General features: G+C 44.7%; 22 protein-coding genes. 1 reads left to right on the top strand and 21 read right to left on the bottom strand.

Annotated elements, in window-relative coordinates:
• Window positions 1-7: 7 nt before the first annotated feature.
• The 21 genes from ACTW1R_RS06205 to ACTW1R_RS06105 form a co-directional block, all read right to left on the bottom strand.
• Window positions 8-634, bottom strand: a complete 627-nt coding sequence (locus ACTW1R_RS06205; protein WP_016610389.1) for a hypothetical protein — start codon at window positions 632-634, stop codon at window positions 8-10.
• Window positions 627-1,250, bottom strand: a complete 624-nt coding sequence (locus ACTW1R_RS06200; protein ID WP_123833833.1) for a hypothetical protein — start codon at window positions 1,248-1,250, stop codon at window positions 627-629. Before ACTW1R_RS06200 ends, ACTW1R_RS06205 begins: the two co-directional genes overlap by 8 nt.
• A 2-nt stretch (window positions 1,251-1,252) precedes the next feature.
• The gene (gene pilM / locus ACTW1R_RS06195; RefSeq protein WP_270290482.1) at window positions 1,253-2,299 is read right to left on the bottom strand and encodes a type IV pilus biogenesis protein PilM; all 1,047 of its coding nucleotides are present in this window, start codon (window positions 2,297-2,299) and stop codon (window positions 1,253-1,255) included.
• A gap of 107 nt (window positions 2,300-2,406) precedes the next feature.
• Complete coding sequence (locus ACTW1R_RS06190; RefSeq protein WP_144808452.1) at window positions 2,407-3,159, bottom strand: prepilin peptidase; 753 nt, start codon at window positions 3,157-3,159, stop codon at window positions 2,407-2,409.
• Window positions 3,160-3,230: 71 nt separating this feature from the next.
• The gene (locus ACTW1R_RS06185; protein WP_489927527.1) at window positions 3,231-3,767 is read right to left on the bottom strand and encodes a type II secretion system protein; all 537 of its coding nucleotides are present in this window, start codon (window positions 3,765-3,767) and stop codon (window positions 3,231-3,233) included.
• Between the two features lie 74 nt (window positions 3,768-3,841).
• Entirely contained in the window at window positions 3,842-5,053 is a 1,212-nt protein-coding gene (locus ACTW1R_RS06180) for a type II secretion system F family protein (RefSeq protein WP_016610395.1), read from the bottom strand.
• Window positions 5,054-5,056: 3 nt separating this feature from the next.
• A complete protein-coding gene (locus ACTW1R_RS06175; protein WP_270290484.1) occupies window positions 5,057-6,367 on the bottom strand; it encodes a type IV pilus twitching motility protein PilT in 1,311 nt (436 codons plus the stop codon).
• 91 nt (window positions 6,368-6,458) lie between these two features.
• Window positions 6,459-8,033 carry a GspE/PulE family protein gene (locus tag ACTW1R_RS06170; protein ID WP_270290485.1) on the bottom strand — a complete coding sequence of 525 codons (1,575 nt, stop codon included), beginning with the start codon at window positions 8,031-8,033 and terminating at the stop codon, window positions 6,459-6,461.
• 14 nt (window positions 8,034-8,047) lie between these two features.
• Window positions 8,048-10,096, bottom strand: a complete 2,049-nt coding sequence (locus tag ACTW1R_RS06165; protein ID WP_375806329.1) for a type II secretion system protein — start codon at window positions 10,094-10,096, stop codon at window positions 8,048-8,050.
• Window positions 10,083-10,769, bottom strand: a complete 687-nt coding sequence (locus ACTW1R_RS06160) for a type II secretion system protein (protein WP_086338412.1) — start codon at window positions 10,767-10,769, stop codon at window positions 10,083-10,085. Before ACTW1R_RS06160 ends, ACTW1R_RS06165 begins: the two co-directional genes overlap by 14 nt.
• 43 nt (window positions 10,770-10,812) lie before the next feature.
• On the bottom strand, window positions 10,813-11,508 hold the full coding sequence (locus tag ACTW1R_RS06155) for a type IV pilus modification PilV family protein (RefSeq protein ID WP_074931860.1): 696 nt from the start codon (window positions 11,506-11,508) through the stop codon (window positions 10,813-10,815).
• 25 nt (window positions 11,509-11,533) lie between these two features.
• Complete coding sequence (locus ACTW1R_RS06150; RefSeq protein ID WP_375806526.1) at window positions 11,534-11,857, bottom strand: hypothetical protein; 324 nt, start codon at window positions 11,855-11,857, stop codon at window positions 11,534-11,536.
• A 38-nt stretch (window positions 11,858-11,895) separates the two neighbouring features.
• Window positions 11,896-13,350: a hypothetical protein gene (locus ACTW1R_RS06145; RefSeq protein ID WP_489927526.1), complete on the bottom strand. Its 1,455-nt coding sequence runs from the start codon at window positions 13,348-13,350 to the stop codon at window positions 11,896-11,898.
• A gap of 13 nt (window positions 13,351-13,363) precedes the next feature.
• Entirely contained in the window at window positions 13,364-14,407 is a 1,044-nt protein-coding gene (locus tag ACTW1R_RS06140; RefSeq protein ID WP_375806326.1) for a hypothetical protein, read from the bottom strand.
• Window positions 14,400-15,776, bottom strand: coding sequence for a glucosaminidase domain-containing protein (locus ACTW1R_RS06135; RefSeq protein ID WP_325815602.1), 1,377 nt, complete (start codon window positions 15,774-15,776; stop codon window positions 14,400-14,402). The genes ACTW1R_RS06140 and ACTW1R_RS06135 overlap by 8 nt, the downstream gene beginning before the upstream one ends.
• Window positions 15,709-16,083 carry a hypothetical protein gene (locus ACTW1R_RS06130; RefSeq protein WP_005235091.1) on the bottom strand — a complete coding sequence of 125 codons (375 nt, stop codon included), beginning with the start codon at window positions 16,081-16,083 and terminating at the stop codon, window positions 15,709-15,711. The genes ACTW1R_RS06135 and ACTW1R_RS06130 overlap by 68 nt, the downstream gene beginning before the upstream one ends.
• Window positions 16,080-17,387, bottom strand: coding sequence for a hypothetical protein (locus ACTW1R_RS06125; protein ID WP_489927525.1), 1,308 nt, complete (start codon window positions 17,385-17,387; stop codon window positions 16,080-16,082). The genes ACTW1R_RS06130 and ACTW1R_RS06125 overlap by 4 nt, the downstream gene beginning before the upstream one ends.
• 136 nt (window positions 17,388-17,523) lie before the next feature.
• On the bottom strand, window positions 17,524-18,609 hold the full coding sequence (locus tag ACTW1R_RS06120) for a DivIVA domain-containing protein (protein ID WP_016610405.1): 1,086 nt from the start codon (window positions 18,607-18,609) through the stop codon (window positions 17,524-17,526).
• Window positions 18,610-19,399: 790 nt separating this feature from the next.
• Window positions 19,400-20,128 carry a GntR family transcriptional regulator gene (locus ACTW1R_RS06115; protein WP_375806323.1) on the bottom strand — a complete coding sequence of 243 codons (729 nt, stop codon included), beginning with the start codon at window positions 20,126-20,128 and terminating at the stop codon, window positions 19,400-19,402.
• A 101-nt stretch (window positions 20,129-20,229) separates the two neighbouring features.
• Window positions 20,230-21,585 carry a PTS cellobiose transporter subunit IIC gene (gene celB / locus ACTW1R_RS06110; RefSeq protein ID WP_010747912.1) on the bottom strand — a complete coding sequence of 452 codons (1,356 nt, stop codon included), beginning with the start codon at window positions 21,583-21,585 and terminating at the stop codon, window positions 20,230-20,232.
• Complete coding sequence (locus tag ACTW1R_RS06105; protein ID WP_010747911.1) at window positions 21,569-22,081, bottom strand: hypothetical protein; 513 nt, start codon at window positions 22,079-22,081, stop codon at window positions 21,569-21,571. Before ACTW1R_RS06105 ends, celB begins: the two co-directional genes overlap by 17 nt.
• Before the next feature lie 416 nt (window positions 22,082-22,497).
• Between ACTW1R_RS06105 and ACTW1R_RS06100 the strand changes: the two genes are divergently transcribed.
• Complete coding sequence (locus ACTW1R_RS06100; RefSeq protein ID WP_005225664.1) at window positions 22,498-22,866, top strand: iron chaperone; 369 nt, start codon at window positions 22,498-22,500, stop codon at window positions 22,864-22,866.
• Window positions 22,867-22,891 lie beyond the last annotated feature (25 nt).

Raw genomic sequence — 22,891 nt, 5'->3', positions numbered from 1 at the left:
CTTTTGATTACTCCAACAGTTCTTGTCCCGTTTCAAAGCTTGATAGATAATATAGCTTGATAACGACACTTGCCGAAAACGCATCTGCTCCTGACGTATTGTTTCCTTGCCGATATTCGACTGATTCAACTTTTAAAAAGCGATTCAGGTTTTCCATCCGGTCAATAAAACGCACGATTCCTTCATTCGTGTCACTCAGGAGGTCAAAACCGATCCTTGTGACCCGAAATTGCGTCGCCAAAGGATTGTCACCAGTCTGATCCGCCATTTGTTCTGGTGTAGGATAAAGCATCTCCTCATTAAAGGTCGATTGCAAAATCGTGATCGGCAATTCCGTTTCAAGAGCAGCGAGATCGGTAAAATAAGACTCGATCGCCATGCCATTGGGAATGATCGGCACCTCATTGACCGTCTCTGAAGAAAGAAGGTCTGGTTCCCCTTGCAGGTAGACCAGCTGTTCTTGAATGTCGCGGATCTCAGCTTCGATCCCAGCTAATTCCTGAGCCAATTCGATCCCTTCGGCACGTTTGGGATTCAGTAAAAATAGCCAGAAAATAAGTACGGAGGTAGCGAGAACTAATGCAATCACCGCGGAGATGATGATGTGTTTTTTGGAGAAAAAGACTCTAGTCATCCGCTTCCACCTCGCTTTCTTCTTCGCTGTCTTCACTGAACACTTGTGGTGCATCGATTCGTGAAAGGTAAACAGTGATGCGCCCATCTTGCGGCGTTGAACTATGAGAGAAGGATTGATAGGTCACATAATGTACCCAATCGATTGCTTCAAAAGCTGATTTAAGGCGAATCAGACTTTCATAAACATCCCCTTGGACTGCCATGTTCACCAAAGGAAACAATGGGGTGCCGTCTTGGGCTGTTTCGGACATTCCCCCATCGCCATTTAGCAGCAAATTGTACGAATTGATGGTCACATCGATCCCTGATGCCACTTCTTCAAAAGTCTCCATAATAGGTGCCGTGAAATATTTTTCTTGCTTTTGCAGGGCGATGAATTCTTGCAGATCTTGAGATTTTGACGCCAGCATCTCTTCTAACTGGCGCTGAAAGACGATGCGCTCTGCTTGACTAGACATGATATTGCTTTGATTATTGGTCACCAAACGTTGATAATACCAAAAGCCTAACCCACAAACCCCAACGACAACTAACGAAAGGAGAAGTGAAACCGAAAGAATGACTTCAAACGCCCGATTACGAATAAATTTATTAGGCAATAGATTGATGTTCATGGTTACACCTCTTTCGTCGCTAATCCCGAAGCCAAGACATAGCGGTCGGGAATTTTTTTCTTGCTGGTTTCACTTACTTTTGCAGAAATCATTTTGACTGGCAAAGAAGATACGTCGTGAAAAATTTCTTGGACTTCTTTGCGCAGCATTGGATGACCGCCGACTAAGTAGATTTTTTTCAATTCACAATCAGGCGAGATTTCCTGATAATAGTAAGCAATGACCGAATTCAGGGTTTCTGCCAACCCTTCCAGTGCTTGGATCTCCGCGCTTTCCCTAAAGTTTACTTGCACAGATTGGGCTTTTTCAATATATTTCCAGTTGGCTTGATTATAATCTTCATACTGCAGGTAGGTCGGCACCAATTCTTCAAAAAAGGTAATATTGGCGATGCCAGCATCTAACTCGACCAGCACGAAATTTTCACTCCAGTTGATCTGTCGCTGAAATATGCGACTATACGCCAGAAAACTGCAATCGACGCCCATCAGCTGATGGCCGCCTTTTTTCAATGTGTCGCCGAGTTGAATCAAAATCGGCTCTGATGTGACCACGACTGGCACATTGCCATTGATGGTAAACCGATTCCGCTGGATGACCACAGCTTGCGGCTCTCCTTTTTCTTCCTTCTTGTTGGCTCTTTTCTTTTTCTCTTTTGGCACTTTTTGCTTGTTGCCTTTGCCTAGAATCAGTAAATCAAAAATCGGGTTTTCAAAAGGCAAGGAGATGGACTCCCCCAATTCAAAATACAAATACTCGCGAATCTCTTTTTCCGAGTTCATCTTGCCGATAGGGATCTGCTTGATCAATAGACGAGAATTTAGCGCCGTGATCACCACACTCATCGTGCGTAATCCCAAGCGTTTGGCAATCTCATTGAAGGCGGCTTCAAGACTATCAGGATTGCGCAGCTTATCATCTTTAAAAATCGTACCATTCACGACCAGCTCGCCGTATTTGAGGCGGTCACCTTTTTTGGTACAGTAACGGATGCAGTTTTTTTGGATGTCGATCCCAACTAAGCGGGGAATTGTTTTTTTGCCAAACATACGAGGACCTGCTTTCTTCTTATTGGTTTTTATGAAGGAGCCAACGTTATTTCTATGTACAACGCTTGCTTAGCAAACCAAGCAAACGCCAAGGTCAGCAACCCGATTCAAAGGAACCAGCCGCTGCCAAGATAAACCATGCCAGTAGCAATGGCGATAAAGGGACCAAAAGCAATGTAGCGGCTTTTGACTTTGCCCCGTAGCATTTGGATCACGTAAAAGATCACTGCCAAGCAAGAAGCGACAAATAAAACGGTCAAGACTTGCACTGGGCCGATATACACCCCTAAGACGGCAAATAATTTGATATCGCCGCCACCCATGCCTTTTTTACTGAGCTCGGCTAAGAGATACAATGGCAAGAAGCCAGCAAAGAAGCCAACGAGCCAATACCACCAAAATTCATTTTGCGGTTGGATCAACCGTAAACCGATCCCTCCAGCGAAAAAAGGGGCTAACACTTTATTGGGGATCAGCTGATAGAAGATGTCGCTGGCAGAAATAATGGCTAATAAGGCTAATAAACACCAAGCGGCAATCACTTCAGCAGTGCCCCAAAACAGCAAGGTCGTAATCGTAAATAGCATGCCGATCAACACTTCATAAAGAAAAGCAATCAGTGGGATCTTTTTTTGACACTTGCGACACTTGCCTTTTAAAATAAGGTATGATAAAACTGGAATGAGATCCCTTGCACCTAATGTCTGTTGGCAGTCATCACAGTGCGAGCGAGTCAGCAGGGATTCCTTTTTGGGAACCCGCCAACCAACCACTAGGAAAAAAGAACCTAGACACATTCCTATGATGAAAAGATAACCAATGATTAGGCCCATTGGGATCTGTTGCAAAATTTCGTTCATAAAAAACTCCTTTTTTCCTGGGGGGTTGAGTTGCCGTACACCTTAGGTCAGGTTAGTGACTTAAGGTGTTTTTAGCTGCCGCCACCGCCGCCAGCATTTTCACGGAAGAAATCATCACGGGTCAGTGAATTAATGTCATTTTGAGTTGCATTTGTAAGGGCATTATTTGGCTCTTGTCCAGCCATCAAAGCTCCTGCAGGAACTGTCATGGTTAACGAACCGTTTTGTGCAATTGTAAATACTACTCTTCCAGCTCCTGTAGGTGAATCTCCCCCTGTCGAAGTTCCCCATAAAGTACTATTCATTAGGCCTGCATCCATTACATCAAGCAATGTAAATGTAGTAGCTGCTGCTGAAGTACTATTTAAGCTAGGGGTTGTTGAGTGATATAATACTGCTGCTGCGTACGCTTGCTGTACCTCAGAGATAACTGCATCTTCACGAGAATTTTGAATCACGTTCCCAATCGCAATAACCCCGATCCCAGCGATGATCGCTAAAATAACGACTACTGCCAGCAACTCGACCAAAGAGAGGCCGCGCTCGTCTTTCAATAATTTATTCAATCGATTGTCTGTTGTTTCTTCTGCTAAAATTGCATCAATCATAGTGTGTTTACTCCTCCTGTTTCTTCCATATATATTAAACAAGCCGTCTAGGTGGCTTGATAATACCAAAATCATTACCCTTGAATTGCTGCAAAAAGATCGAACATCGGAATCATGATTGCCGAAACGATCAAACCAACGATCACACAAATCACTAAGATCACAATCGGTTCCATGATCGTTTTCAGTCGCTTACTGGTTTCATCGACCTCTTTTTGATAGATGATACTCAATCGCTTCAGCATGTCCTCTAGGGAACCAGTACTTTCACCAATCTCGACCATCTGGGTCACTAACATCGGAACCATCATGTTGCCGCGAAAGACATCGCTCATCTTGCCGCCTTCTTCAATTTGAAAGGCACAATTATCGATGATTCGCTTGATGTATTTATTGGAAACGACATCCCGACTCATATTCAAGGCGGTCACCATACCGACGGAGCTGCTGAGCAATGTCGACATGGTTGTCATAAATAATGAAAAACTATTTTTGGTGATCATATCGCCCATCAGCGGAATGCGTAATAGAAAACTTTGAAAAGCGAAATCAAAGGTTGGATTGCGTCGCGCGATCCACAGTCCGACGAAAAATCCGACGATCGAGACGGCTAAAACCCACCCTCTGGTCTGAAGGAACTCGCTGATCGCCATCGTTGCGACGGTGATCTTCGGCAGATCTGTGTCAAAACTTTCGAATACTTCCACAAACATCGGGACGATCGTTACTAATAAAATAATGGCTACGATAAAGGTTAAGATCACTAGAATAATCGGATAAACCATCGCGGTGACGATCCCGCTGCGGTTTTCGGCGCTTTTTTCATAGTAATCCGCCATATCCTTCAAATTTCCTTCCAGTGAACCAGACATCTCCGAAACAGCGATGACACTGGTCAGAAGTGTCGGAAAGGCATTGGGATGATCTTTGTAGGCTTCTGAGAGCGGGCGTCCGCCATCAATCTCATCCCGAACTTCACCAAGAATTTTCTTGAAATTCGGGTTTTTTTGTTGCTCTTCTAGCATTCGTGAGGCATCAACGATCGTGATCCCCGAAGCGATCAATGTCGAAAACTGGCGTAAATACCCTACCAGCAGTTTTAACGAAACTTTTGTAAAGAGTTGAATCTCTTTATTCGCCAAGGTTTCTGGCTGTTCGATCAAACTGTTGACTTTGATGTGCTTTTGGCGCAGTTTTTGGCGGGCTTCGACGGAGGAATTGGCACGCAAGCTGCCAGAAAACGTTTCGCCTCGGACATTGGTGCCTTGATAGGCAAAGAGTGCCATCGGCTATTCGCCCCCTTCCTCCATTAAGTTATCTGCCACATCGGCATCGACCCGTTCCGCAGCAACCAGTTCTTCTAAAGAAGCGCTCATGGTATGCATGCCTTCGTTTTTCCCCATCTGCAGCATATTATGGATCTGGTGGGTTTTCCCTTGACGGATCAAGCTGGCGATCCCTCGGGTATTGAGCATCATTTCGGTTGCTGCTACCCGTCCGTTGCCATCGATCGTGGGCAGCAAGCGCTGGGACAAGATCCCTAGTAATGCGCCAGCAAGCTGGGTGCGAATCTGAGTCTGCTGATCGGCAGGAAAGACATCGACGATCCGTTCAATGGTCGCCGGGGCACTTGACGTATGCAAGGTTCCTAACACCAAGTGTCCCGTTTCCGCTGCCGTCAAGGCAATCGAGATCGTTTCAAAATCCCGCAGCTCCCCTACTAAGATGACGTCTGGGTCTTGCCGCAGGGCCGCTCGTAAGCCATTGCCAAAGGACATGGTGTCGCTGCCGACTTCCCGCTGGGCAACGATGCTTTTTTTGTGGTTATGGATGTACTCGATCGGGTCTTCCAACGTCAAAATATGCGTCTTTTTGGTGTCATTCAAATAGTCCAGCATCGCAGCCAGTGTCGTTGATTTCCCTGAACCGGTCGGCCCTGTAACTAAGAAGAGCCCTTGGCTTTTATGGATCAGGGTCCGCAAGACAGTCGGCATACCAAGTTTGCTTAATTTCGGGATCTCGATGGGGATCTGCCGCAAGGCGATCGAAACGGTATCTTTTTGGCGGAAAATATTGACCCGAAAGCGGCAGATGTCGCCTAATTCGTAGGCCAAGTCGGTCTCGCCTTTTTCCTTGAATTCCTCCCATTGCCGTTGGTTGCAAAGGATTTCGGCAATGGCTTCGATGTCCTTGGTGTCGATGGTTGGCACCCCTTCGATCGGTAGCAAGTCGCCGTGGCGACGAAAAATCGGCGGTACGCCTTCGACTAAATGGATATCCGATGCTTTTTGTTCGACGGCAATCATCAGCCAATGATCGATCCGCTCTTTAGGTGACATGGCAGCAAACTGCGCAGCTTCGTTGTGATTGACGCCCTGTGCACTGCTGGCAGTCGTCGGTTTTGTCGCTGCTTGCCGTTCTGCTTTTTGAATGATCTCCCGTGTCGAGACAGGTCGGTCTTGATCGCTCTGTCGACTGCGGGCACGTTTTTTTTCTCTCAGTTCACGATTTTCCCGAATGCGGGTACGGGTCGGAGCTGTTTTTTCTCTCGTCGCCCTTTTGGTTGCTCGCTCTTGTGTTGCCACTCTCGTTTGATCCATTAAACCAGCCCCTTTCTATGTGCATTTCCTTTTAAAACAATATATGTAGTTCTTCTGTGATCCCTGGATCACCGATAAATCAATCAGCGCCTCACTCTTCTGCGGCGACCACCTTCAAGACTTCTTCGATGGTGGAAAAGCCTTGTTGCACTTTGTCTAACCCATCATCCAACAAAAAGCGCATCTTTCGTTCCTGAACATAATCCATCAGCTGGTCGTTGGTCGCTTTGTTCGTGATCATCCGGCGCAGCTTAGCATCGATCGTCAACAGCTCTTGGACGGCCATTCGCCCTTTGAATCCCGTATTGCCACACTTTGGACAACCCACAGGCTGTGCCAGTTCCGTAACCGTGATGCCATAGGATTCAAATAACTGCTTGTCCTTGTCGCTGGCTGGTCCTACTGTCTTACAAGAAGAACAAAGGGTACGGACGAGCCGTTGAGCTAAGATGCCTTCTAACGCGTTGGCGACCAGAAACGGTTCTACCCCCATATCGACTAAGCGATTGATGGTACTGACGGAATCATTGGTATGAAGGGTGGATAATACCAAATGCCCAGTCATGGAAGCCCGAATCGCAATCTCCGCCGTTTCGCCATCCCGAATCTCTCCCACCATCACGACATTGGGGTCTTGCCGCAAGATCGACCGTAACCCAGCGGAAAAGGTCAAACCGACGTTGCTGTTGACTGCCACTTGGTTGATGCCTTGCAGCTGAAACTCTACGGGGTCTTCGACGGTGATAATATTGATCTCAGGCGTGTTCAACTCTTGCAGCGCCGCATACAAGGAAGATGATTTCCCTGATCCTGTCGGTCCAGTGACCAGAATGATCCCGTGGGGTTTATGCAAAATCGCTTTAAAGGTTGCCAATACCTTTGGTTCAAAGCGAAACTCATCGAGGCGCCGAATGCCACTGGAGCGATCCAACACCCGAATCACGACTTTCTCCCCATGAATGACAGGCAAAACCGAGACCCGTAAATCAACCACATTGCCCCCGTTACGAATCATTGCCCGACCATCTTGTGGCACACGTGTTTCGGTAATATCCAAGGAGGAAATGATTTTCAGTCGTGAAGTAACCCCGGTCTGAATACTCTTAGGCAAGTTTTCATGGGTGCGAAGCTCCCCATCGACCCGTAAGCGAACAACTAATCCTTTTTCTTGGGGATCGAAATGGATATCACTGGCGCCCCGATCCACTGCATCTTGCAGCAGGGTATTGACCAATTTGACGATCGGCGAGTCATCTAATTTTGAGTCGCCCTCTGGATCGATGGTTTCAACGAGAGAGTCGTTCAAACCATCCAAACTGATCTCAGAAGGGTAATCGCGAACGATCAGTTGTTGGATATCGGCATTGTGAGCTTTTTGCGGACGAATCAATAACCCAGTGATCAAACGCATTTCATTGATCGCCGCATAATCCCCAGGGTTTGCCATCGCAACGGTCAAACGATTGCCTTTTTTCTCTAACGGAAAGACGCTGTGCTGTTTGGCAAACGAGCGGGGGATCAGGGACAAAACCTCTGAGCTGATCTCTAAGTCAAACAGGTTGCCTGTTTGTGTTTTCTCAGCGGTGGTTGAACTTGGACTGCTCTCTAACTTTTTGAGAGGCCTTCTAGGTTTTCTACGTGGCGTTCTTTCACTTGATTGCGGCAACTGGCGCCCTCCTTTCAATAATCGAGTTTGTTGATATAGTCAAACATTCGTGTAACGGTTAAATATGCTTCATCATCAGACCACATGTTTCGATCCAAAAAGCTTCTGAGGATCGTTACCTCCCCCGGTTGCGCCTGACTTTCAAAGTCGCGGACGCGATAATTGACGCCTAATTGTTGCAGTTGATTTTCCAGTTCCACCTGGTCATCCATATAGTAAGGTACGAGAACGACTGTTCCTTCAAGACGACGGTTATGAGCCCCTGTTGCTAAAAAAGTCGGGTCAAATAATGCCAAATCTGGCAGGATTTCCATGACAAAGGTCGACTCTCTATCCACAGCTAAATGAAAGGGTTCAACGCCTGTATGACCCAAGATCAGCTGAGCACCATTTTTTAAGGTGATTTGATTCCAATACGCTGGATCTTCATAGTAAGAATCAAAAACAGCTGAGCTGCCTGCTTCTGCTAATGCCAGTCTTCGAGCAGTCTTCGGGGCATCGATAAATGAAAGCCCGTGAACCTCCATCATGGTATTGCTGCCATCCAATGTGATTCTTGACGGGTCATGGGGCACCGTGAATTGATTTTGATTCTGAAAATACGAGAAATCATCGATTGTTCCACCACTAGGCATCATCGTATTCGTCAGCATAAAATCACCATAAACAGTAATCCTTCGTTCCGTATCTTCGGTACTATGCACGATCGAGCCTTCCGTGACTGGTCCCGCATAAAAATTGCTGCTCGTCAGAACCATCGACGGCTTCATAAACGTCAAACTACCATCTGCAGCAGGATTCTGTTTCGTGGCTTCTCGATGATAGAAATTAAAATAATTGCTATTTAATTCGCCTAATCCAGAGCCCGCATCTGGTGAATTTACGGAAACATTCAGATGGCCTTCAGCAAAGAGAACCCCTTCTTGCTCAACTCTCGAAGCCGAACTATTGGTATTGTTGATCCATAGGTTTCCAGCCAGGATATCCGTATATGCTTGTGATAGGACCAAGCGGCTGCCCGCTCGACTACCCAAATCGATATACATTCCTAGACCCGCTTGCAAGAAGATGTCTTTGATCAAGTTCAACCCGTTACTAGGCTGTCCGCCATCATTCTGGATCGCAAGCAGACTTTTTGCCGAAAACTGTCCGCTTCCCTGTCCTTCCATCTGGATCCCATGATTAAAGAAAAAGGAACCATCGAAATGCAGCCAATTAAGAATCGGCTTTGTTCGAAAATCTAAAAATCTGCCATCTTGAAAATCTTGCAGGACATTGTTGGCAAACCCGAATTGCAAGAAGTCATCCGATTCAAAGGCGAGATAATCAAATGATGGGCGTACGCGCTGAAAATCAGCGACTTCGAATAATTTTCGAACCCAGGTATCGGCGGATACCGCTTGCCCTGCTGTAGAGGGTAAGTAATAGGGATAAAAAATGTTTCGCCAAATATCCAGCTGTGTTTGGTTTTGTTCGAGGTCTTCTTCTTCAAGCTGCATTTCATAGATATACTCGGCAGAAGCTGTATGTACTCGCGGCTGTCCTTCATCCAGTTGCGTCTGATCCGTGACTTGCGATTGAATTTGAATAATGATTTGAAGATTGGTTTTATCTGGCAGCATCGAGGCTGCTTGGATCCATCCTTGCTCCCCACCAGATTTCGTCATTACATAAGGAGCGATCTCGTTGAATTGATAGTCAACGACAGAGGAGGTAAAAGCAAATGTATTATCGATGGTCTCATTCACATCGACCTGGTCAAAAATAGATACCAACTCTGATTCTAGATGGTCTATCCATTCATTATTATAAGAATAAAAGCCGCCAGACCGCATGGTTCGAGTGATTAAATCATCTATTCTCAGTTTTAGGTCCTGAGAAGCGAGTTGAAAGGAATATTCGTGTACATCTTCCACGCGACGGAAGCTGTCTACCGTTCGAATTTGTGAATTGACATTTCGAGCAACTAGAAAAACCAAGCCAATCATCAAAGAGGAAAGAATGATCGCCGCGAGAGCATAAATCAGCGCAAACCCCGCTTCATTTTTTCTACCATCGTCCATTCCCCGGTACCCCCCCTCTTGCTTTCTCATTGTCCCGATAATTGATCGTAAATTCTCGTTTATAGATAATCTGCTCGTGGTAATCAGTGACCAGCTCCTCCATCTGCCACCAGCCAGTCAAATCATCATAATAATCCGCAAAATTGATCGTTTCGGTGTAAAACAAAACGAAAAACTTGGTCTGGATACTGAACGTATCGCGATAATTAGGCGTATAGTGATGGGTCAACGTCGCTTCATTCTCATTTTTTTGTTGAATGATCTTTAACTTGATGGTAGGGTCTTTCGTATCATAGACTCTGGCACGGATATTGTTGGTATCTGTGATATCCGTCACAACCATTCGCGGACTGCCCTCTTCCGTAATTGCTGCCCCTAGGGTTCCTTCGGGCATTGTTTTGACAATATGTTCCTCGTGGAAAAGAAGACTATCATATTTTCCTAAATACCCCGCATGTTCATAGATGCCGTCAATTTTGGCGATTTGGTCTGCTTGCGCCATGATTTCATTCGCGATCCCTTGAAAGGCAGCAATTCGACCTTGACGGACAGAGGCTTGGACGATCAGAAAGAGTGTCCCAGAAAAGAGAGCAATGATGATGCCGAATATCACGATCGCCCCTAACAATTCGACAAGCGTGACTCCTTGCTCATCCTGTAATCGATGCTTCATCTGCGCCCCTCCTTTGCAACTTCCGCAAGAACAGCCAGCCTTTTCAATAGTCAACTACCCAATGCAGATACGTTTCTGTTAAAAATGCGCCCGTTTGTTTATCAAAGACCTGAATAATAAGTCCGATGCCCAGCTGCCGACGATCATAAGTATCTTCTCGCAGTCCATGCCTAGGGTCTTCACGAATGGAGACCTTGACTAAATAGTTGGTGGTCTCTTCATTCTCCGACAAGTACGTTCCCATATAGAGGCGATTTTCTTCCGAATTTGCCAAGGGCTGCGGCAAATGAGCGCCAGAATGATCGTATACCACTTTGCGAATAAACCGTCCCCGATTGAGATCATCTACAGCAATCGGGATTTCTTCATACATCGGTTGCCCTTGCGCATTGTATTGGATCCCTGAATTATCGAGGACCAAATGGTGTCTGCGAACTTCTGAGGGGTCATCTGGATCGACCATCATCCAAGATGGTCGAGCAGTAAAGATCCCGATATTCAAATCCGCCAAATCTTGGGTCTGCGCTCGGTAGATTAGCCATTCCTTGACGTCATCTCGTGCTGCGATGGCCTCTTCCATTCGGGTATTGTAGCTAAGGATCAGGTTGTTTTGGATGATCAGCATGGCGATCATGACCATCGCGATCCCGAGAATGACGATCGCTCCAAGGATCTCAACAAGGCTGAACCCTGATTCATCAAGTACTCTATGTGCTTGTCTGCCGTTTTTCAGTTTCATCACCTGCTTTTTGCCTAGCCCCCGATCAAGGAGAATCCTTTTCTTCTAGCTGTTTGATACTTGTATCTGGGTCAAGAAAAGATAATTTGCTAAGGGTGAACCCCCAGTGAATCAGTTTATTGAAATCAGGGTAGTCAGCTAATGGAATACTTTTTTTGGCTTTGCGTGTGATGCGGATTCGTTCCCTGATATAATGATACCTTTCTTCTTCAACCAGTCGCTGAATCTCGGCGATCCCTTTTTCAACATCAGGATCTTCGACATTCGCTTGCATGTATTGTTGGTAGAAATAATCCAAATACTTCCCGTATTGAAGAAAATAACGGTATTCAATTTCTTCAATGACCATTTTCACGTGAATCTCTCCTTGACTTATTTTCTAGCAACTTATTGAAGTGAGTGCAAATGCCGATAGATGATCGCAGTGGCACTCTCTGGCCGTTCATTGTCTAACTGAAAGACCTCCTTTAATGATTGTCGATCAGAAGCCTGAATGACTTCGACTTTCGGTAAAAGTTCGTAGGCAAGATGGCTATCGTCTGCGACACTTGTATCGATCATCACTTGTTCGATCAGTGAACGGGTGACGCCATACCCGTCTTCATTTTGATAGGATCGGTCCAAAGGGAAACTATAATAAAACCAGCCATCATCGGGATTATAGATCCAAGTATTTCGATCAATCTGACGGTAATCGCTCAAAGAGCCGAATTCGATCATGATGGCTTCTGAGTCGATCTGGGCGGGACTTTCAGAGACAAAGCTGCTTAGCGTTTTCACCGTTTGGGTCGGATACAAGCCAGCAGCATCAGGAAACGCACTGATCATCTCTGGCAATTGAAAGGCACTGCCTAACCCAGATTCTGTCGTCGTGTAATCAAATGACGACTGGTCAATCGTTCCCTGTTCTCCGAGATACGTGAATCCCGTAGGTTCTTCATTGGTGGAAAAGGGGCTGGCTAGCTGCGACTCCGCCCAATTTCGAACAAAATAACGATACCCTTCAAGATAATAACTATAGGTCAAGTTCGCTGCTTCAAAGGTCCACTCAGCAACCGGATCAGCAGGATTGAGCAGCAGCAGTTCCCCACTCATTTTCTGCATGACCGGTCGTTGGTCCCGTCGAAAGGAATAGCTGAAGTGCGCTTCGACAAGGACCGGTTCTTGCCAGAGATCTGGCGGACCATCGATCAAGTCTGATGACGGTTGCTCCTCCATTTCTTCATTGCCTTCGGTGTGATCGTAGAAGTTCTCAGGATTTTCCTGTCCTTCAGCGTCTAATTCCCCCAATAGCTCCTGCATCTCTTCACTATCGAAAGCATCCAAGGCAGGCGTAGGTGCCAACTCTTCGATCGTCTCATCGCTGATCCAAACCATCACTTGACCATCAAGAGCATTTCCAATAAGTTCTGGGATCTGCTGGGTCACGTTCTGATACCCTCTTGCTAAAATCTCGTTTTCATCAAAGCGAGACAGTACAGGTAATAAGTCTGGCGCATCACTCGCATCTGCCGCCTGCTCAAAAGCTGCTTCCTCACTGTCTGGCGCGATATAGCGCAGCACTTCTTCAAAGCTTGCTCGGACAAAGACTGGCACTTCACTAGCGTTCATTACCCGAACGGATCGTTGGATCGTCGTCCCTGTAAGGGTCATTCGTTCCTGCCATTCTTCCAAAATCTCGATTTTTTCGAACACTTCATTTTCATCCGCTAATCGACGAATGTGAATAGACTGATTATTCTGCCAAATCAAGATGCTAAGCAACAAAAGAAAGAAAAGCAGACCCGCGATACTATTTCTTAACACTATTTTTTTTTGCAACCTTGTTTCCTCTTTTCTCAAGTAATGACGGCTCTCAAGTAAAGAGATAAATGCCTAATAGAATGAATAAGGCGATCAATGATACACAGAAGATGATGGATAATATCAAGTTTTGATCAATAAAGCGAAACACATCTGCTACATGGTTGATACTCATTGAGACTTCCCCAACGAAACGGTCTGCTTCGATGGCTTCTTCCCCAAATGCCTGTCCATCACCAATGACGGATAAATGATAGCCTTGCTCTTCGTCAGCCTCGATCGATAGTACTCGGCGGGCAATATAGCCAGTTCCTGAGCCATTTGTAAAGACCCCGATCCCGTTTGGCTGTACTTGAGTGAAGGCTTGTTCTCTTAAAATAATCAAATCTTGTGTGCGTAATGCAGAGCTGTCAAGATTCGCCATCCCATTATCTGATAAACGCACCACCCGATGATTGAAAACCGTCATCTCGTTTTGATCAGCTACATATAAGCCGATAAACGTAAAGAGGACAGTCATGCTACAAGCCAAGAAAATCAGATAAATGATTTTCAGTCCGAGATCGCCAGATTTCTTTTTAGCTGTTGGTTTCTTCGTCGCAGCTTTGCCTTTTTGCGAGGTTGGTCGTTTCTGGGAAGCCTCCGCTGGTTTTTTGCCTTGCTTGTGGGTCCCTTTTGATTTGGCATTCGGATTACTTGATTTCTTGGTTTTCCCCTGCTCGTTACGCTGGTTTGGACGTGCTTGCTGCGGTGGACGCTTTTTCTTTTTGCGTGGTGCTTCACTGGTCGTACTGGCAGCTGCTCTTTCTTTTTGCTTGCTAGGATGCTGCTTTTCGGTCGGTAATTTGGGGCGATTCGCTGTGCCAGCCGCTTTTTTTCGTTTCTTTTTCACAGGCGCCTGTCCTGTCAGTTCTTTTTGGGGTGTCTTTTTTGGTCGTTTCTTGCCACTTGAAGTGCTGGCTTGCTTGCCTTGCGCTTGAAACTTTTCGATTCGGGGATTTCTCGGTGTATCCTCTGGTTGTTCTCGTTTTTTTTCACGTTTGGCAGGCTGTGGCGGACGTTTTTTTCTTCTAGGTGCTTGTGACTGATTACTCATTGGCATCTACCTCGCTGCCCGCTCGTTCCATGCCTCTTAATTGGTTTGCATAAGTATTGGCATTGGCATTTTCCTGCAAGCGATCCTTGACGGTCCGAATGGACGCTGGCAAATTCCCTGAGCCTCGACGATTTGCCGAGCTTCTTTGCAAGTCTTCAAACAACGAACGGGTCGTCTTCGCTTCTTCCTTGCGTGCTGCTTCAATTGCTTGTGCACGTGTGCGTTCAATCTCTTCCAAGACCTCTTCGGTCGGCTCATTGTCATAGATAGTTAGATCATACGCTTCGATCAACGCATTCAGCTTTTGGTCATAATGGATGTCAGTGGCATAGCGACCGGTCAACCACGCAGTTGCTTCCCGATAGGTTGGGGCATTTTCTTTCCAAACGGGGGCATAAAAGCGCGGGTTGCCTGTGATGCCTCCTCTTAGTAAGCGAGCGTAATCTTCGATGGATTCACGGTAACTTGGGTATTTACGGAAATTGGAAGAGATCGTATACCACGCACCACTGCCATCATCTTCTTGCGTATTGAAGGTCACTTTTTGCCCACGAAAGCTGCCCTTGATGCCAAAGAGATTGTGGTTTGGCGGACTGGATAAGGCACTGTTTCCTGAGCCAGTCTCCAAGATGGCTTGTGCGATCATCACTGAGGCATAAAGATCATTGTTATAGGCAACATCCTGCGCATCAGAACCAATCTCATTGATGAATTGTTGTGTCGTTAGATTACGAGTAACTGAAAATTGAAAGTTGCTTTCCCGCTCTTCTTCATCGATCGGCGATTCGGGTTCTTCAGTGATTGGATCGGGATCTTTATCTTTGTCCTGATTGGTTTGATTCCCGTTTGATTGGTTGTTTCCACTATTGTTGCTGCTGGTATCGTTGGTTTCTTGTTCATTCGTTTCAGGTCCATCAGGCTGATTCGGCTGTTGATCGCCTTCTGAAGGCTCTGGCGTCGACGGAACATCTTCAGTCTCTTGGTCTTCTGTTTCATCCGTGCCGCTCTCTGTTTCTTCCTCGTCTGTCTGCCCATCATCTGCTGGTCGTTCAACATCATTTACGACTTGGACTTCCGTTCCTTTATCGGCCTGCTCCGATTTTTCTGGGAGAGTTTCGTTTGTTTGTTCTGGAGGAGTATCAAGTTGCTCCGTTATCCTGTCAGCTCCTTCATAAGAGACCGGTCGGAGGGCATCCGTTATCGATTGCCCACGACTTTCTCGTTGTGCATCGATGGTTTCCATATACGTAGATGGTTCTACACCTAAGATCGATCGAACCATGGCTTCAGAAATCGTTTGGTTATTGATGATTCCGATAAATGCTCCGATCGCTAACAGACTTTTTACGTTTCTTCTGGGCTTTTTCATCTTCTTGATCCTCCTCCTTGGGGCTGTTCTTGCTGGTGCCTTTTTTTGGTCGTTCATGGTCTTTGCTTTCATTTTTTTCAAGCTGTACAAGCAGCAATTGATAATGAAAGGCATTGTTCCGCAAATACATCGTAAAACCTAGCAAAAGAGCGAGTAAAAACAAGTGACTGATAGTGACATATTCTCGAAAGGCAGAGAGATAAAAATAGGCGGTCAGCTGCAAAAATACCGCTAATGGGATCAAAGAAGCAATAAAGTAGATGCGGTATAAGAATAAGAATCGTTGTTTTTGCTTTTGGGTTCTCATAGGCTGCTCCTAACGTCTGTATTGCCTTCGATCAATGCTTTTTTTTCTAATAGATAGCTTTCGCTTTGGAGAAGATCAAAGTAAGCGGCTTTTCGTAAAAGATTGTCATAGTCCATCTTCATAATGCGTGCGTAAGGTTTTCTAAACCATGGTCGCTCATACAATTTGACCCGTGACTCAATCACGCTGCATTCATAAAAAACCAAGCTGATATCTTTAGCAGAAAGGTTGTTGTCGACCACTTGCTGCACTTGCCCTCTCTCATAGGTCAACTCTTTTTCGTTCAAGGTCATCTTTTCGATCTTTTGTACGAGATTGTCATTGATGCGCCAAACCTGTTCCAGGTATTTGGCTTTTTGAAAAAGATAGGTATATTCTCGTAAGCTGATCTTCAATTGCGTATGCCAGTTCTCGTCTTCTTCATCGGTCAAGCTGTTTAAATAGTGGATACTATTTTTGATCAAAGAGGCTTCTAAGTTTTCGATGTAGATCTCAAGCTTTTGATTGGCCAAGCGCAAGCGCTCTTTGCTTGCTCGTTCTCGCTTTGCCTCTTCCTCCAACGCTAATTCATTGGCGTTGACTTTGGGTAATTGCTTGGCTTTTTTTGACTGTTTTTTTTTGCTGCTTTTTTTGCGAACTTTCTTTTTGAACTTTGGTGGCTCATCCGCACTGATCTTTTGGAACTCGACTGTGTCTTCCAGCTCTTTTTTCACTGCATCGGTTTTGCCTTGCCGTTTTTCTTCATGGACTTGCGCTTTCGGGCGACTCACAAACGTGACATTTTGTTCATCGATCACGCTTTGAACGATTTTTGCCAGTTGCTCTTTAAAGTCGTTCGCATCACTTACACCAGCCGAGGCTTGCTGCTGCAAGCTAGCATCCAACTGAATCGTAAAGGGAAACTCTTCTTCTGTGTAAGCGATTGGTACAAACTCCAAAAACAGATTGCTTTTTTCATCGGACACATGATTGATGCCGATTTGCGTCCACACAAACTGTGGGAATTGCTGTTCCAAAGGAATGCGTAATTTTGAGTAATCGATTTTTTTCCGTAAAATCTCCATCTCGATATGATGGGTGAAGGCTTCGATGGAATAAAATTGCTCAAAGTAATGCGTCACTTGTTTGCGGATCGAGGATTTGAGCGGCCACTTTTTTTGATAGAGGTTGTCACAGGCAGTGATTACTGATGGAAGTGACTCTTGTTTATAAAATAATTCCTCAAGATTTGGACTCAAGGTTGGATAGATGGCAATTTTTAAAATATCATTCGTCACATTCGTCCCAATAACCAACATGCTCATAAGAAATCAACTCGTAGTTGTTGCCTGTGATTTCTTAAACAGCACATATGGTCGTAGTGGGTTTCCCTCCTTTGTCGTGTCGCTCTCAGAATTATTCAGCAGACCTTTTCGTCTATTCCGACTTATAACCTTCTTTTTAGTCTGGCAGATTCAATACTTTGCTATGCTGGATCAACTGCTCAAACAACCCTTTCGACTCATGATGAAACGTCGTAAGTCGTTCTTGGTATTGCTTGATCTCTTGACGGATCTTCATCACTTCCATCGATGCTTCTGAAATAATCTTGTGGGCTTCATTTTCCGCCATTTGACGTCTTCTGTCGGCTTCCAGTTCTGCTTCAGCAGCGGTTTCCCGTGCTTTTTCTTTTGCTTCGATCAAAATCGTCGCCAGCTCGTCCTTCATTTGTTCGACCTTTGTCAATTCACGTTCCAAGTCCCGCTGTAAGACATTCTTATCTGCCAATTGTTCGACTCTTGAACGTTCGAGATCTCGATATTTCGCTTCGGCTTCTTGCAAGCGCAAGTTCAATTGTTGATTTTCATTTTCAAGCGAAGTGATCCGACGCATGCTTTCGACTTCTTTTAATTTGTAGTTCTCGATAATCGCCGCTTTTTCTTCTAAATGAATCGCTTTTTCTTCAAACGCTTGGACTTGCTTGCTTTTCTCTTCTAATTCTTTTAACAGTTCATCTTCTCTTTGACGCAATTGTTCGAGTTCTTCTTCTACTTCGATCAATTCGTCTTCTTGACTCGTCAACTGCTCAATTTCCTGCTCATAATTGGCTTTGAGGGCTTCTTGTTGACGTTCTGCTTCTTTTAACTGCTGCTGTAACTCGTTGTAGCGCATTTGCAGCTGCTTGTTTTCATAAATGATACTTTCTTGTTGCGTCGCTTGCGAAGCCATCCGATTGATGGATTCTTGTTTGTTTTCCAATTGCTTGGTCAAATGTTCGACGGTTTTGGTCAATTGTGAAACGGTATTTTCTAATGCCAACAGCTCTTCTTGGGCATCATCCTCATACTCGTCTTCCTCGTATTCTTCATCATCGTACTCATCGTCCTCGTACTCGTCGTCTTCATATTCTTCATCGTCATACTCATCGTCATCATATTCTTCATCATCGTACTCGTCTTCGTCGTACTCTTCTTCATCATATTCCTCGTCGTAGACATGAACGCCTTCGTAAGTTTCTTCATCTTTCTTTTTGCGAAATAATGCCATGTTACCCCTCCTGATTCCTCACTCATCGATGATTTGATTCGTTGAACAATTTAGTGTGTCTACAAATTGGTCTGCTTGATCGTCTGCTTTCGTGAAAAGTTGCACTTTGGCTGTTCCAACCTCGGTCTTTTTTTCAAACGAGCTGACGTTTCTGCCGTGACCTTTTGAGCAGTGATGTCCGCTTGCTTCTTGCCCTCCTTTGCTTAAAAAAAGAAAGCAAAGACCCCCACAACCCTTGATTTCCACGACCTCCATTTATTTTGGAAGATAGAAATCAAGTAAGTGAATCGGCCTGTTCCTCGATAAAATAGCCATTAAACGAAAAGACGGCTTCCGTGCGCAGAACATCTGTTGTCTATTTGATAGTATCAAAGCAAAAACCGATTGAAAAATCAGATATTTCTTCACTTGATGAAATATTTGTCAGAGCAGATCATTTATCCCTGTTATATTGTTAAAAATTGAGCAAAATATCTCCGTATTAAGAAAACAAGTGTTCTTCTTTAAACGACCTTTATCTTGAATCAACCATCACGCCTTTTCAACCACCGATCAATCCCCTCAAAAAAAATCAGCGACCTTGGCTTATAAGGTCGCTGATCGATTCTTTACCTATTATATAGTTTTCCTGCTCAGTCATCTTTCATCCATTGGAAGCGATCCCCTTTCTCTCAGTTTGAAAGCCGTTCCAGTCCGCTGCTCCGCAACTGTAAGTTTTTTTCTCCCGAATGGGCTGCTTTTCTCTTACCTTAAAAAAAAGAAAGAACCGTTTCTTGAAAATCCGTTTTCTTTAAACGAACAACTTTTTATGCATGTACAATGTCGCCATCCGATAATCATAATGGATTATCGAAAAGGCTAATAGTTCGCCATTTCTCAGATAGCTGTCGTCTCGTACGATCAGTGCGGGCATGCCTTCTTCTAGATGAAAAAACGCTGCTTGTTCCTGTGATAGCGGTTTGCTTTGGATAAACTTGTCGATGAAGGCGACTGTCAGTTGTTTTTCTTCTGCCAAAGCTTGAAACATTGAACCCTTCATCATTGTTTCAGAGATCTCCCCTACGATTTCAGGTATATAATAGGAGCGTTCAATCAAATAGGGTTTGTCATCTAGCGTGCGAAACCGTTGGACTTCGATAAAGTGTTGATCTTTCGCAAATTGTTTTTGACTTGGAAGAAACAGCGCCTCTGATACTTTGACCAGTCGCTTTGAAGCTTTGACCGTTCGAATGTTTTTCTCGCCCCGGGTCAAGTCTTCATTGAAGCCAAGATCACCTTGTTCAATGGTCGGTTTTTGGTTATTTTGAAAGCGAATATACGAGCCGCGGCCTTGCATCTGGTAGATCCAGCCCATCTTGCTCAATTTATTGAGGGCTTGACGTAACGTATAACGAGAAACGGGATAAATCGCCAAAAGCTCTCGTTCACTAGGCATCTTCCCCTGCTCATTTCCAATGTCACCCGCTTCGATCTTTCTGATCAATTCTGCTGCTAAGTCTTCAATACTGAGTTTCGTCATTTGCCTACTCCTTTCCTTCGGATTCTCTACTACTATTATCATCTTTGGCGTAAAAAAAGCCAGCTATTTTTCATAGCCGGCTTATCAAAAAAACGGATTGATTATGCCTTCGTTGCGTTTGCTTGTTCGTCCTTGTATAATTTGCCATCATACATTTTGATGAATGGGAACCAAATCAAGAAAGCAACGACTGCACAGATGATTGCTAAGACAAAGGCACGCCAGTCACCACCTGAACCAATAAAGCCAGATAATCCAATTGGGGTCGGCCACGCTACTTGAGCAATCGGTGGGTTAACAAAGCCTAAGTTGATGCCAAAATAAGCAACGGACATTGAAACCATCGGTGCTAAGAAGAATGGGATCGCTGTGTACGGGTTATATACCACTGGCATCCCGAACAAAATCGGTTCATTGATATTGAAGAAGGATGGCACGATCGCTGCTTTTCCTAAAGCACTTAACTGCGCTGATTTTGCAAAGAATGCGATGAAAATCACCATTCCTAACGTCGCTCCTGAACCACCGATCGTAACGAAACTGTTGTTAAATTCACCCGCAAAGGCAATGTTGGCACCATTTTGGTTTTCCACCATATTTGACAACACGATTGGCGTCAAGAATGAGGTCACGATCGTTGCTCCATGAATACCGACGATCCATAGTGCATGCATGAAGAAGTAGATAACAAGTAGTCCGATCCAGGTACTGGTCAATTGCGTCACGAAACTAAACGGAATCGCAATGACTTTGAAAATATCTGTGCCCATTGCGACTAACGCACCATTGATAACGATCACAGCTAATGAAGTCAGTGCCGTTGGAATCAATGCCGTAAAAGAGGAAGATACTCCTGTTGGCACTGTGTCAGGCATTTTGATGACAATATTGCGCTTCACACAGAAAGCGTAAATTTTTACGGCAATGATCGCCATGATGATCGCTGTAAAGATCCCAGTTGTTCCTAAACGAGTAACGCCACCAGCCATTTCCCAGCCATCGATGATTTTTTGGTCATCAGAAATCACATTGACTAGTGTTGCCATACCGCCTTCAAAAACTAATTGTGGCAAGCACATAAAGAACGCCATCATTGAAAGCAACGCACCATTGACTGGGCTAAGAACGATTTTTTCCTCTTGTGCTTGGATTTTTGTATACTCGTAACCAAACACGACACAGAAGTAAAGGGCTAAAATCCCCATTGTTGCGGTATTACCTAACATGTAAAGATTTTGGATTTTATCGAATGACGCACTCCAAATACCTTCTAATGCAGGGAAGCTTTGTGGCAAAACACTGACGATCAAGAACATTGATCCTACGATAGTGAAAGGAATCGACGCCATCCCGGCTGCCATGACCCCACGAACGATCCGTAATTGTGAGATTTTCCCCATTGGACCCATTAAGTAGCGGTCCAAGAAGGCAAACATTTTGTTATTTTCTGAATCCATTGACTGTTCCTCCTTGAGTTTCAAATGTAGTCAAATACGTGAAATATTTGTCGCGGTCATGCTCGATCAACCACGCTTTACGCTGAATGAACAAACACGCCATCATGCCGACAGAAAACAAGGCAAGTAAGATCCCTCTACCCGATTGATTCATAAAAGGAATCAACGTTGCTTGCTGTCCGATCAAAATAAATAGAATTGCAATGAGATTGACGCCGAATTGGAGCCAATAACCGATTTTTGTCACCAGTAAACGATTCGATTGCTGCCAATATTTTTGAGTTTGTTCAATAAGTATAAGTCCATCAACGATCAATAAGGCAATGGGAATCAAACCAGCCCATGTCCATTGAGACAGACTCAATAGGGTCCAATAAAGATTGACAAAGAAAAAGATCGCAGTCATATAACGAAAAAGTAAAAAACGATTAAACCGCATACTTTTGTTTGCATATTCTTTCTTGGCTGCTTGGGTTACCGGTTTCCTTTTGGTCACAAGTCCTCCTCCTTTCGTTTTGCTTTCGCTCAACAACTTATTCGAACAAGTTATATTCTAGCAGAATTCTTGTTGAATGCAACCGATTTCTTTTTGAAAGTGTTCTCTGAAAATAATCTGCTTTTTCATTCGTTATTTCTGAAAAGTTAAGCTAATCTCAAGGAACCTTGCAGGATAAAGAGGGAATGTTCCTGACTCTTGGCTTTTGTTCGAGTAGAAAAAAGTTATTTTTAGCATTCGTTTTTGCAAACAGTGTTTGTTCCTGAAGGCGTTCCCCAAAACAAGGCAACAGGTTTGTAAACTTACTAACTTTACAGTACACTCTAAGTAACAAAATGTTTGATTTCGAACACGCGTTATTTTTAGTGATCGACATTCCCTGTGCTCGTTCCTTAAAACGAAAGGAGATCCTCCCAATGGATGTATTAGAAACTTACTTAACCAGCATTGAAGATCCAGTAAAGCAAGAAAAACTGCGTGCCTTATTTGCCGCTATTACCAAGAAATTTCCTGACCTCGTTCCAGTCATCAAGTGGAATCAGCCGATGTTCACCGCCCATGAGACCTTTATTATCGGTTTCAGCGTTTCAAAACCGCATTTTTCTGTCTCCCCTGAAACCAAGTGTCTTGAACAGTTTGCCGATGCCATTGAAAACGCCGGTTACAGCCATACGGATAACATTTTTCGCATCAAGTGGACTGAGCCGATCGATCAAGCATTGATTGAGGACATGATCGCTTTCAACCTGAAAGACAAAGCGGAGATGACCCGTTTTTGGCGCTGAGCCAATTGAGACTTTGTAAAAGAAG

The sequence above is a fragment of the Enterococcus sp. R12 genome (genome assembly GCF_058135755.1).
The sequence above is the reverse complement of the archived record's forward strand: the minus strand, read 5'-3'. Positions and strand labels throughout refer to the sequence as shown.